This is a genomic window from Akkermansia biwaensis (genome assembly GCF_026072915.1).
Lineage (GTDB): Bacteria > Verrucomicrobiota > Verrucomicrobiia > Verrucomicrobiales > Akkermansiaceae > Akkermansia > Akkermansia biwaensis.
The window spans coordinates 1,251,957-1,265,063 of record NZ_AP025943.1 but is presented as its reverse complement, the minus strand read 5'-3'; the positions used below and the strand labels follow the sequence as shown (position 1 = coordinate 1,265,063).

Sequence of the window (13,107 nt, the reverse complement as noted above, 5' to 3'; positions counted from 1 at the left end):
AAACCAATATCATACGCCGCAAGCGGCATTTTTTTCTCTGGTTCGTATCTGGTCTTATTATAAAAAATGAACGGCAGGGGGTCACATACGCATAATTGCTTTTACCTTTGCAGCCGGACATGTTATAACCAGCCCCGTTAAGACGCACCTTATTTATCAATTATACTATCCGTGCAGACTTATGAGTGATCAAAAAACCGTAACTTACAGCACGATTGACGCTAACGAAGCCGTAGCCTCTGTAGCCTATCGTTTTTCTGAAGTCATTGCCATTTACCCCATTACCCCGTCTTCTCCGATGGGTGAATCCGCCGAAAGCTGGGCGGCCGTCAACCGGAAGAACCTGTGGGGGACCGTTCCCTCCGTCGTGGAAATGCAAAGTGAAGGCGGCGCCGCAGGCACCGTTCACGGCGCCCTCCAGACCGGTTCCCTGGCGACGACCTTCACGGCATCCCAGGGCCTCCTGCTGATGATTCCGAACATGTTCAAGATTGCCGGGGAACTGACTCCGGCCGTGTTCCATGTGGCGGCCCGGTCCCTGGCCTACCAGGCCCTTTCCATTTTTGGCGACCACAGCGACGTGATGAGCGCCCGCTCCTGCGGCTGGGCCATGCTTTGCGGTTCCTCCACGCAGGAAGCCGCGGACTTTGCCGCCATTTCCCATGCCGCCACGCTGGAATCCCGCATTCCCTTCATGAACTTCTTCGACGGGTTCCGCACGTCCCATGAAATCGGCAAGATCGCCGATATTTCCGACGATACGCTGAACGCCATGGTGAAGACGGAATGGCTGGATTCCTTCCGCGAACGCGCCCTGACGCCGGACGCCCCGGTACTGCGCGGTACCGCCCAGAATCCGGACGTTTATTTCCAGGGCCGTGAAACGGTCAACACGTTCTATGCCGCCACCCCCGCCATTGTGCAGAAGGCCATGGACAAATTCGCGTCCCTGACGGGCCGCTCCTACCACCTGGTGGACTACACCGGCGCGCCGGACGCTGAAAACGTCATCATCCTGATGGGTTCCGGCGCCGAAGCCGTGGAAGAAACGGTGGAAGCCATGATCGCCCGTGAAAACGCCAAGGTAGGCGTGCTGAAAGTGCGCCTGTTCCGCCCCTTCCCCGCCGCGGAGCTCATCAAGGCCCTTCCCGCCACGGTCAAAAAGATCGCCGTGCTGGACCGCACGAAGGAACCCGGCGCCCAGGGCGAACCGCTCCACCAGGACGTTATCCAGGCCCTCTTTGACGCCCAGGCCAGCGGAGACCTTGCCTTTACCAACGGCATGCCCACGGTGGTCGGCGGACGCTACGGCCTGTCCTCCAAGGAATTCACCCCTGCCATGGTCAAGGGAGTTTATGACAACCTGGCCCAGGACAAGCCCAAGAACCACTTCACGATCGGCATCAACGACGACGTGCTGGGCACCAGCCTTCCCTACGACGAAGACTACTCCACGGAAGCGGACGACGTGACGCGCGCCATGTTCTTCGGTCTCGGTTCCGACGGTACCGTGGGCGCCAACAAGGACGCTATCAAGATCATCGGCCAGCACACGGACCTGTATGTTCAGGGCTACTTTGTATACGACTCCAAGAAGTCCGGTTCCTCCACCATCTCCCACCTGCGCTTCGGCCCGCGCCCGATCAAGTCCACGTACCTGATCACCAAGGCGAATTTCCTGGCCCTGCACCAGCCCTCCCTGCTGAACCTGTTCGATTTCCTGAAGAACGCCGCCAACGACGCCACCTTCCTGATGAACAGCCCGCATCCGGCGGACAAGGTGTGGGACACGCTGCCCGCCCGCATGCAGCAGCAGATCCTGGACAAGAATATCAAGCTTTACACGATCGACGCATTCTCCGTGGCCCGCAAGACGGGCATGGGCGGCCGCATCAACATGATCATGCAGACCTGCTTCTTCAAGCTGGCCGGCGTGATTCCCGCAGATGAGGCCATCGGCTACATCAAGAAGGCCATTGCCAAGACCTACGCCAAGAAGGGGCAGGAAGTGGTGGACAAGAATATCGCCGCCGTGGACGCCACGCTGGACAACCTGCACCAGGTGGACACCACCGGCAAGACCGTCAACGGCCACGTCATCCCGGCGGTCATGTCCGCAAACGCTCCGGAATACGTCCAGGACGTACTGGGCAAAATGATGTGCGGTGAAGGGGACAGCATCCCCGTCAGCCAGATGCCCGTGGACGGCACCTTCCCGAACGGCACCTCCCAGTACGAAAAACGCAACCTCGCCCTGGACCTGCCAGAATGGGACCCCACCCTCTGCATCCAGTGCGGCAAGTGCACGGCCGTCTGCCCGCACGCCGCCATCCGCAGCAAGTTCTTCTCCCCGGACGCCCTGTCCGGCGCTCCTGAAGGCTTTGAATGCCTGGATGCCAAGCATCCGGACTGGAAGGGCGAAAAATTCGTCATCCAGGTCTCCCCGGACGACTGCACGGGCTGCACGCTCTGCTCCGATGTCTGCCCGGCCAAGAGCAAGACGGACCCGACCCACAAGGCCCTGACGATGGTTCCCAACGAGAAGATCCACGACAAGGAGGAAGCCAACTGGGACTTCTTCATGAGCCTGCCGGACGTGGACCGCACCAAGGTGAAGACGGACAACATCCGCTCCATGCAGGTGCTGCGCCCGCTGTTCGAATTCTCCGGCGCCTGCGCCGGCTGCGGCGAAACCCCGTACGTGAAGATGCTTTCCCAGCTCTTCGGCAACCGCCTGGTGGTCGCCAACGCCACGGGCTGCTCCTCCATTTACGGCGGCAACCTGCCCACCACCCCGTGGTCCCACGACGCCGAAGGACGCGGCCCCGCCTGGTCCAATTCCCTGTTTGAAGACAACGCCGAATTCGGCCTTGGCTTCCGCGTCTCCCTGGACAAGCAGATGGAACACGCCATCGAGCTCCTTCATGACGCCGCCGGCATCGTCGGCCAGGAACTGGTGGACAAGATCCTTGCCAATCCGCAGAAGGACGAAGCCGACATCGCCGAACAGCGTGAAAACATCGCGGAACTGAAGCAGAGAATCACCGGCAAGCCGGAATGCGCGCGCCTCCTTACCCTGGCGGACAAACTGGTCCGCAAGAGCGTCTGGATTCTCGGCGGCGACGGCTGGGCCTACGACATCGGTTACGGCGGCCTGGACCACATCCTGTCCACCGGCAAGAATGTGAAAGTGCTGGTCATGGACACGGAAGTATATTCCAACACCGGCGGCCAGTGCTCCAAATCCACCCCGCGCGCAGCCGTGGCCAAATTCGCCACAACCGGCAAGCACAGCGTGAAGAAGGACCTGGGCCTGATGGCCATGACCTACGGCAACGTGTACGTGGCCTCCGTCGCCCTCGGCGCGAAGGACGAACATACGCTGAAAGCCTTCGTGGAAGCGGAAGCCTACGACGGTCCCGCCCTGATCATCGCCTACTCACACTGCATTTCCCACGGCATCAACATGGCCAAGGGCCTGCAGCAGCAGAAGGCCTGGGTGGACACGGGCCGCATCCTCCTGTACCGCTACAATCCGGACCTGGCCCTCCAGGGCAAGAATCCGCTGATCGTGGAAGGCAAGGGACCGAAGGGCGACCTCCGCGACGTCCTGCTCAGCGAAAACCGCTTCAAGCTTCTGGCCAAGACCAACAAGGAAGAATTCGAAAACCTCCTTGAACAGGCCCAGAAGGACGTCTGGCGCCGCTGGAACCTGTACCAGAACATGGCCGCGATGCCCGTTGAAAAACCCGCGGACGCGGAATAAGGGTCATCGCTTCTGAATTTCAACGCCCCTGCGCGGTTCTTCCGCCAGGGGCGTTTTTTATTGATTTACGGCTTGTCCGGGCATGATGCTTTCATGATCCCGCCCTTCCCTTGTTTGCCAGGCGCCGCATAAAGCATGCCCGAGTTTAAAACCGCCATGAATCCCGGCCAATTTTTCCTCCCAACGGCTGACAGCCAAAAGGAACGCCGCTCCGGGACAATCCGAAACGGCATTCTTTCCGTGATTTGCCTGGCGGGAGCACCGCGCCGCAGTCTGCTATTGCCACTTCACAGGTTCATCAAGAATGTCGCCGTCCAGCGCATCCTCGCTCGTAAACGTATTTCCGCGATACTGCACACAGAGCATCACGAGCGGCTCCGAACCATTATTGCGCACGGAACGCTTCCCCGGCGGCGCTACGCGGACAACGCTACCTTCAGCTACGGGAAAAACTGTACCGTCCACCTGGAATTCTCCCCTGCCGCTGAGGAAAAAGTAGAGTTCCTCATGATTCTTGTGCGTGTGCAGGAATCCCGTTTCCGTGCCCGGCTGAAAAAGCTGGAAGGAAAAATCCCCCCCGCCTGTATGCAGGGCAGCTCCTCCGAATACCTTGCCCGGAATTTTCACTTCCGGAGAAAGTTCCAGAACATAATCGCCCAATTCATTAAATTTGCCGACACTTGACGCGCTGAAATTTTCACCGCCGGCTATTTTTTCCATTCGTTTCATTTTATTCCCGTGTTTGTGATTTATTCCCTATCATGCTTGCCTGTCCGGCAAACCTTCCCTACAGTAGGCCTGAATATCCCATCTGTAAAGTAGGCAGAAAATTGTGCTTTAGTTACCAAAAGGAAACCATCATTTGAAACCAATGACTTGCAAAATGACTCCATGTCCCGTCGAGACGACTCTCCAACTGATTTCCTCCCGATGGAAAGTCCTGATTATCCGGGATTTGCTGGAAGGAACAAAACGATTCGGAGAACTCCGGAAATCCATCGGTCCCGTAACACAGAAAGTCCTGACAGCCAATCTGCGGGCCATGGAAGAAGATGGCCTGCTCACCCGCAAGGTTTATGCCGAAGTCCCCCCGCGCGTGGAATATACACTTACGGAACTGGGCTACAGCCTGCATCCCATTCTGGCTTCCATGTCCCGCTGGGGAAAGGCCTATCAGCAAATGGACATCCACCAAGCCCGCTAGACAAAGAATATTCCTGTTTTTACGGCTCTTCCCGGTCCACAGCTCCTTCCGGCTTCATTGAACTTCTTTCAAATACAGTTTCAGCCGGAGATGGAAATAAGGGACAGGCTTTTACTTCTCGGAGATTTTTTACGTGAAGAAGCGCATCCATGGCCCGCACGGCTTCTTTCTGGTTCCATTGCCGGGATTGTTCAATGGCAGGACCGGAAACTTTCCTCCATTCTTTTTCCGCCTCTTTTAAAGAAACTTCCCTAAAGCATTTCCAATGGGGAATATCCTGCGTAAGAAGCTCAAATAGGGAAACAACCCAAACTGTTTCAGAAGGCTTGTTTTCTTTCAATTTTTCCTGTTCAGGTGATGCAGGCGATTTTGCCTTTTCTTTTACTATTGTTTCAAACGGATCTTCACCTTCGGCTATCTGGGAAAGAGGGACCCGGCGTCTGCCTGGGGAAAGGGAGCATGTTTCCTTAATGACGCCCGTAGTTACATAAACGCTTTCCGTCTGCTCCACACCGCTTTTCCAGTGGGTTCCATCTTTGGGATCAGTCTCTTCACAGCCACTCCATTCCAATACCCTGCCATACTGTTCCGTTAGTTCCCATTGCTTCCATCCATAGGTAAAGCGAAACCTGTTAACATGCCTGTCAGGACAAAAATAATAGGCTTCTTCACCGCGGAAAACATTGCCGATTTTCTTCCCGCGCAGGCAGAAGGAAGGAATTGTATAAAGGCAGGTACCATCTGCATTGCAGATGACCCTCACATGTTCATCCTGCCGTGGAAGGGTTCGGGCTACTTCGGGGCTTTGATACAAGAAGATTCTTTCTTTCCGCTCATCCCCCACAAGATCGATTTCCTGCATAAAAACAAGGCCTCCGTGAGGGCCTTCCGAATTCTTTAATGCAGAATTCCAGCCCGTCCAGGATTCAATAAGGTCGCCCTGTCTAGAAACTTGTTTCCGTATGTTCCACTGAAGAAAAGAGGGAAGCTCTGAAAAAGAAAGAGAAAAAACAGGGATTTCTGCCGCCTCTAACAAGGCGGCCGAAGAACATAAAAAGCATACCCCTGTGAGCAAGACGTTCATGCTAAATTGTTCTATTCCGGTCAGAATCCTGTCCTCGTCATCAAAACCGTGATTATTATATCTGGAAATGGGCCATTGTCGAGAAGCGTTCAATCACGATCAATAGTGACCGGGTTTCCCGGGATCATCAGGAAAACAGGGAGAGTATTTGCAGAATTGCCCTCTTTCCATCGGTGATAGAACAATAAAAAGCCTGTCCGTTGTTTCCGGCAGCCGGAAAGACAGAGACAAGCGTTTTATCAGATAAAGATGGAGAAATGCGGAATCTATGAAATCACCTAGTGGCTTCTGCCGTCTTCCGGATGATTTCACGGGCTTTGCGCACGTCGTCCTCATGGGAATCGCCGCGGCTTTTTTCCACGGTGAAGAGTTTGGAAAGCTCCTCATCCATGCGGGCCACGGCGGCTTTCGCCTTCGGATTTTTTGCGGCGCGGGAGCGCAGGATATTGACCTTTTCAAATTCTTCCAACCCATCGCGGAGTTTTTCAAACCGCAGGGAACTGAGATTGCCGGGATAAACCAGGTAGCAGTCCCCCGCGGGCCAGTTGCCGAAGTCCGTCTTCTCAAACGGATTGCGGTTCCAGGAATTGTAGGCCCACCTCAGAAAACCGTCCAGATGGTTGGCGGCGGCAAAGAGGGGCAGCCATTCCGCCTCCGCGAGGGGAGAGACAGTGAAGGTATTGGGCTTTTTGGGATACACGCAAACGTAAAAGGTCGTCTTTTTCCCTTCCTTCTTGCGCTGCGCCAGCAGATCGCCCGTGACTGTGCCCGCATGGTCGATCACGGGAGAGACGTCATACACGTCGCGGGTCATGGCGGTAGGGCGGTTGACGGCGGAGACGATCTTGAATTCCGGAGCATACTTGTCCAGCACGTTCTTGGCCGCCTTCACCATGGCGTCCGGCCGTTCATCCAGCCCGATGCAGGTTTTGTCCAGCCAGCCTTTGCTTTTGACGTGCTTGCGGAAATCCGTGAGGAAAGGTCCCCAGATGGCTTCGTAGGAAGGATCGTTCGGTTTGAGGTCCAGGAACTTGTATTTTCCGGTAGCTTCATCCAGATAACGGATTTTCATGTTCCACGGAATCATGGTATAGCAGGATATCTGCCCCTTGATGCCCACCTCGTTGATCATGAAGGAAACCCATTTGTCAAAGTTGGCATAGTTCCAGCGCATGGTTCCGTTCCTGCCCTTGATCCATTCGATCATGGGGGGGAACCAGTCGTAAGTCTGGGCGTTCCAGGCTTCATCAATGAGGGAACAGGTAATGGCCTTCTGCCCGGCGTCCGCCAGCCTTTTCATCACCGGCTTCATCAGCGCGAAATGTTCCGGGGACCACGGCTCCACATCATGCCAGCGGGCCACAGCCTGCGGATGCTGCCAAAGGTCCAGATGAACCTGCCAGTTGGAGGGAGCAGGCAGAAATTCCGGAGCCACTTCCAGAGTTACGGGAACGCTCACTGGAGAGCCGCTTTCAGCGGAAACCACTACTTTTCCCTTGTACACGCCGGGTTTGGCGGACGGGGGGATATTGACTTCCACCCAGACGGGCCGGACGCCTCCCGCCTGCAGGTCACAGCCGTTTTCACTGCCGATAATATCAGAAATGATCCTGTTGCCGCCCTTGGTATAGCGTATCATGGTGGTCCGGACGGGAATAACCTGCCCGGCAGCGTTTTTTACTCCGGCGCAGGAGGCGGACAACTGGGGCTGCACCTGGGAAGACCAAACGGCAATTTGGCCGGCGGCACGTTCGCCCCTCCATCCGGACAGGCGCACGGCATCCTGAAGCATTTCCTGCCTGGGAGCGCCGCTCCATGGAATACGGTCATAGTCCTTCACCGCTGCGGCCTGCAGATTCAGAGCGGCATCAGGACCGTAACCCTTGATTTCCACCAAATGCCCTCCCTTGTCATTGCCGGCGCTGTTGCCCAAGAAGGTGATTTTGACGTACCGGACCGTCTGGGGATTGAATTTGAAGGGTACGCCCTCCGAAGTGGCTGCAATGCTGTTGGATGACTGGTCCGCCAGCATCTTCCAGTTCTTGCCATCCTCCGAACCTTCTATCTTGTACTTGTAAATGCGACCCCCCTCCCAATACGGCCAGACATGCAGGGCGGAAAGCGTGCGGGGCTTCCCCATGTCTACCTGAAGCCAGACGGGAACACCTTCACAGCCCCAGTATTTGCCGGCGTTGTTCGCCTGCCCGTCCACGGCCAGTTCCGGACGGTCATTGCCGTAATGTCCGGAAGCGGTGACTTTGGCTCCGGCAAACAAATTGCCCGCATCACCCGCCGCTCCGGCGGAAACCAGGGCGGGTTCGTACAGGGGGTGCCTGTCCGGCGACTGGGCTTGAACAACAGATGCTAACGCAATAACTGAGCACAGAGGAAAAAAAAGGTGGCGCATGCGTACATTACGTACCGGAATTCCATTTTCTCTCAAGAAAAAAGAACATCCGCACTACTCCGCCAAGGGTCGCACCGGAATCCCCCTGGAGGCAAAGTAGGTTTTGGCTTCCGGTACCGTATACTCGCCGAAGTGGAAGATGGAGGCCGCCAGTACGGCGTCCGCCTTTCCCTCCATGAGCACTTCCACCATGTGGTCCAGATTGCCCGCTCCGCCGCTGGCGATCACGGGAATGCGCACCGCCTCGCTGACGGCGCGGGTCAGTTCAATGTCATACCCGGTTTTGGCGCCGTCCGCATCCATGCTGGTGAGCAGTATTTCCCCGGCGCCGCGGCGTTCCGCCTCCATGGCCCATTCCACCGCATCCAGTCCCACGAATTTCCGGCCGCCGTGGGTAGAAACGCCCCACTTGCCGGGTGCCTGCCTTTTGGCGTCAATCGCGACGACGATGCACTGGCTGCCGAATGCCGCCGCCCCTTCGTTAATCAAAGCCGGACGGTTGATGGCCGCCGTATTCAGGGAAACCTTGTCCGCCCCGGCCAAGAGCATTTCCCGCATGTCCTCCACGGAACGGATACCGCCGCCTACCGTCAGCGGCATGAAACAGCATGCAGCCGTGCGGCGCACGACGTCCACCATGGTAGCGCGGCCGTCGGAAGAAGCAGTGATGTCCAGAAAAACGAGCTCGTCCGCCTGCTGGGCGTCGTACGCCCTGGCGCATTCCACCGGGTCCCCGGCATCCCTCAAATTGACGAAATTGGTTCCCTTGACGACCCTGCCGTCCGTCACGTCCAGACACGGAATGATTCTTTTAGCCAGCACGGTCTTATCAAGCCATTCCCGCCAGCAAAGGAAAAGCCTAAAGTGCGGCTTGATTCAGGATGTTTTCAAAAAGGAGTGTGCCGTTTTTTCTACCCAAGATCTTTTTCTTCCCTTCCGACGAATTCCTTCATTTCTGTAAAATGTACATTGTATTTCAACAAATAATATTATGTATTAACGCATTTTCCATTAAATTATCTCCCTTCATGAAACAAGTACTTCCGGATTATAAATCCGCAAACAATAAGAAAAATTAACAATCAATATATTATATATTTTAATCTATTGAAAATAAGATCATTGAATTGCACCTGGTATTTTTTAATTTCTCCTCTTTCCAAACTTTCTCGGACTTGTATCAAGTCTAATTCATACTCGGAAGAAACCGGATTTATAATCCGATAGAGGAAGAGGAGCGTTATTTGCAAATGTTTTTAACTCGAACTAGCATTATGCCAATGAAGAAAACACTCTCTATGCTGATCATCAGCGCCGCCACAATTTCCGCCGCACAAGCGGCCGTTACTCTTGTTTCCGGATTTTCCCATTTCGGACAGGGAGAAACCGCAGTTTCCGACCTGGGTTCCAAATCTATCTCCCTGTCACTTGCCAATGCCATCCGAAACGACGACGGGACTTTCACCACCGACCCTGCGAATAATACGAAAACGATGCTGGACGTATCTTCTCTGGGACTTTCCGGTGCGGCCGGAGGCAGCGGGTACACTGTCAACATCAATTTTCAAAAGGCAACGGACCTCAACAATCAGGATTCCCTTTTTTGCGCTTCCATAGGAGAAGCCAATAGCAATTCCCTGATAGGGCGTTACGAAAATGGAGACAAGATTGGCATTGCCAACAACGGCAGCAGTACAGGCCGCCCCGGAAGCGGATTAAGCGGAACAGCCATTGACTTCAACAATCCTTTTTCCCTGACTCTTTCCGTCCAGGCGGAGGGTGCCTACACGCTGTTTATTACACAAAACGGCTTTGCTCAAGCCTTATCCTGGCCCAGCCAAAAACAATCCGGAACTTTGAACACGCTGTACCTCGGCTCCTGGGCTACTCTTCCCGGATACCAGTCTGCCGCAACGATATCCGGCATCAGCTTCTGGGAGGGAGCGGCAACCCAGGACGACCTGGCCGCCATCATTAATGTCCCGGAACCGGCAACCGCCTCTCTGGGCCTTGTGGGACTTGGCGCATTGTTCCTGCACCGCCGGAGGAAATAGGCCACGGCTTTTCCACTCCCTGAAAGCCGCTGACCGTGTTGCGCTGCCAACGGATTTCATTTTTACCCTTCTAACTACAACAACAATGAAACCGACTCCCTTTTGCCGCAGCCTGCTGTACGCCTGTCTGGCGGCGGCTTTAATCAGCGCGGCGGAAGCCAAAACGCTCCAATTATATATCCTGACAGGGCAATCCAATTCCCTGGGAGCCGTCAAGGGTTCCCCGGCGTCCGCAGAGCTGCTGGAGCAGTACAAGTCCGACGGAAGTACCAAATTCTGGCACAACAATTTCAACAAAAATACGGGCAATTCCGTGGATTACAATCCTCCACCCTCTTCCTCCTGGGGCTCCGTCGCTCCCCAGGTATGCGGAACGGCCGCCAGTTCTTACAACTGCATGGGGCCGGAGTATGGGTTCGCTGCCGTGATGGAGCGCAAGGGATGGTCCCTGGGCGGACCGTCCTCCGGCAATGCGGACATGGGGATCGTGAAAGCCTCCCTGGACGGAGGAGGCAATTCCTATTGGAACAAGGGTACGAACGCCTACAATGCGGTCGTGGAAACCGTCAGGAAGGCCTGTGAAAACGCCCTGGCCAATAACTACGACAAGGTGGAGATCATGGGCGTGATGTACCTGCAGGGGGAATCCAACACAGCCGCCGAAAGCAATAATGCAACCAATTCCTTGTTAACGTTTCTGGACAATTTGCAAAGGGATGTGGCACAGAAAGGGGTGGATGTCTCCCGGTTGACGGAGCACCAAGCCATACTGGGAGAACAAGCCAAGTGGAATACAACGAATGTCACCAATGCCGAAACGGGAGACGTCACCGGAGGATTCAACGGCAATGAAGGTTCCTCCGGAACGACCCGTGAACAGCAGGAGGCCCTGGCCCGGGCAAACGACCAGATGGGCTGGGTTCCCACACGGGACCTCGCCAAAATCACCTCCGGCGACAGCATGGGCGTTCATTACGACGGAAAGTCCCAGATTACGATCGGAGCCCGGTATGCCTATGAGGCGGCCAGACTGGCCGGCTATGACGTGGGCACGGTCCGCAGCGGGAATTACGACGCCGTCCTTTCCTCCACGGATGCCTGGATGAACGGCAAATTGCCGACGGACAGCGTGGCCGTCTGGGACGTAGCCTCCTCCGCCAAGGATAATATGGTGAGTTCAGCCGCCGGAATCAACGCCACGCTTTACGGCATCAGGATTGAAGATACATACCTGAATACCATCACCATCCGTGGGGTAGCCGCTGATGGCAGTTCCGCTCCCTCCATGCAGGACGGCCACTTGATCCTGGAGAGCGGCGGCATTGACATCGCCGCCGGAAAAAACCTGACCATCGCCTCCGTACTGGAACTTCAGGGCACCCAGCAATGGGACATTGCGGGAGGAAGCGCCCTGTCCATCCGGGGAAGCGGTTCCTCCGGCAACCACCAGCTCACGTTCATCACGGGAACCGGAGACATCGCCATCTGCAATTCCACGCTGGTGGAAAGCCCTTCCGGCGTGGCACGGGTGGAGGTGAATACCTATCTCAGCGCGACCGCCCCCGCTTTCACGGGTAGCTGGTCCATCGGCCCCGGTGTCGAAATGACGATGAACGGAGCCGGTTCCCAGACAGCGGGGTCCGGATGGGGAACCGGAACGGTGACCCTGCAGGGCGCCACCGTTCTTGCCGGCTGGGAAAATGCGGGCAATACATGGAACAACCGTTTTATTCTGGAGGAAGGTACCGTATCCTCTTTCGGCGGATCTTCCAATACCGCCGGGAAGGTTCTTACCCTGGACGGTGAAATTTCTGGAAAAGGGACGCTGGCCAAGACCACGAACAACACGTTGGTGCTGGCCCACGCCAATACGTATAAAGGAGGCACTCAGGTTAACGGAGGCGCGCTGCAACTGGGGAACAAGGGTGCCCTGGGCAATGGAACGGCAGCAGTCAACGTTGGAGGCACGCTGAACCTGAACCATTACAATGTTTCCAACATCATCCGCCTGGCCGGAGGAGAGGTGCTGAACTGGGGAACGGCGGCACGGGTGGAAATCGCCCACCAGGTTGTCTGGGCCAACCAGCATCTGGCAGGAATACTCACCTTGTCCGACGGTTCCCGCATCCTGGCCGGCAATTCCATGACGGTCGGAACGGGCGACGGTCTGACGGCGGGAAACTTTACCGTGGAACTTTCATCCATGAACCTGGTAGAGGGAGGCGAAGGGCTGGCCGCCATCATCATGACGGGCGGAACCTTGAATTTGCTGAACGGATTGACGCTGGACATCAGCGGAATTGTGAGTGCCGCAGATACCATGTCATTCAAGATCATGGACATTTCAGGGGGAAGCCTGAAAGGGCTTTCCTCCGCGCAAGATTTTTCCATGGCGGACGCCGCCCATGGCTGGAATGTGCTGGATTACGACACTTCCACAGGAATCGTAACGCTTTCCGTTCCCGAGCCGTCTTCAGCCCTGCTGGGACTCCTGGGGATGGCGGCCCTGCTGACCATGCGCCGCCGAGGGTGATTTTTTTCTCCCGGATATTTATCTGCCCGCGAGTTACCCAAAAAGAACGGATTCCAGTT

8 protein-coding genes are annotated in these 13,107 nt (G+C 56.0%); 4 read left to right on the top strand and 4 right to left on the bottom strand.

Features of this window, described 5'->3' with window-relative positions; genetic code table 11:
* Nucleotides 1-181 precede the first annotated feature (181 nt).
* Nucleotides 182-3,766, top strand: coding sequence for a pyruvate:ferredoxin (flavodoxin) oxidoreductase (gene nifJ / locus OQH67_RS05115; RefSeq protein ID WP_215435575.1), 3,585 nt, complete (start codon nucleotides 182-184; stop codon nucleotides 3,764-3,766).
* A gap of 276 nt (nucleotides 3,767-4,042) precedes the next feature.
* Here the strand turns inward: nifJ and OQH67_RS05110 are convergent, their stop codons facing one another.
* Nucleotides 4,043-4,495: a cupin domain-containing protein gene (locus OQH67_RS05110; protein ID WP_215435576.1), complete on the bottom strand. Its 453-nt coding sequence runs from the start codon at nucleotides 4,493-4,495 to the stop codon at nucleotides 4,043-4,045.
* 154 nt (nucleotides 4,496-4,649) lie between these two features.
* Between OQH67_RS05110 and OQH67_RS05105 the strand changes: the two genes are divergently transcribed.
* A complete protein-coding gene (locus OQH67_RS05105; protein ID WP_240042109.1) occupies nucleotides 4,650-4,970 on the top strand; it encodes a winged helix-turn-helix transcriptional regulator in 321 nt (106 codons plus the stop codon).
* A 19-nt stretch (nucleotides 4,971-4,989) separates the two neighbouring features.
* Here OQH67_RS05105 and OQH67_RS05100 read toward each other — a convergent pair whose 3' ends face one another.
* From OQH67_RS05100 to hisF, 3 genes are all read right to left on the bottom strand, one after another.
* Nucleotides 4,990-6,054, bottom strand: coding sequence for a hypothetical protein (locus tag OQH67_RS05100; protein ID WP_215435577.1), 1,065 nt, complete (start codon nucleotides 6,052-6,054; stop codon nucleotides 4,990-4,992).
* Nucleotides 6,055-6,328: 274 nt separating this feature from the next.
* Nucleotides 6,329-8,461 (bottom strand): glycoside hydrolase domain-containing protein, encoded by a 2,133-nt coding sequence (locus OQH67_RS05095; RefSeq protein WP_215435578.1) that lies wholly within the window; start codon nucleotides 8,459-8,461, stop codon nucleotides 6,329-6,331.
* Nucleotides 8,462-8,515: 54 nt separating this feature from the next.
* Nucleotides 8,516-9,283 carry an imidazole glycerol phosphate synthase subunit HisF gene (gene hisF, locus OQH67_RS05090; protein WP_215435579.1) on the bottom strand — a complete coding sequence of 256 codons (768 nt, stop codon included), beginning with the start codon at nucleotides 9,281-9,283 and terminating at the stop codon, nucleotides 8,516-8,518.
* Nucleotides 9,284-9,741: 458 nt separating this feature from the next.
* On the opposite strand from hisF, the gene OQH67_RS05085 reads away from it, so the two are divergent.
* Both OQH67_RS05085 and OQH67_RS05080 read left to right on the top strand, forming a co-directional pair.
* Nucleotides 9,742-10,515, top strand: a complete 774-nt coding sequence (locus tag OQH67_RS05085; protein ID WP_215435580.1) for a PEP-CTERM sorting domain-containing protein — start codon at nucleotides 9,742-9,744, stop codon at nucleotides 10,513-10,515.
* Nucleotides 10,516-10,600: 85 nt separating this feature from the next.
* Nucleotides 10,601-13,048, top strand: coding sequence for a sialate O-acetylesterase (locus OQH67_RS05080; protein WP_215435581.1), 2,448 nt, complete (start codon nucleotides 10,601-10,603; stop codon nucleotides 13,046-13,048).
* Nucleotides 13,049-13,107: the final 59 nt, after the last annotated feature.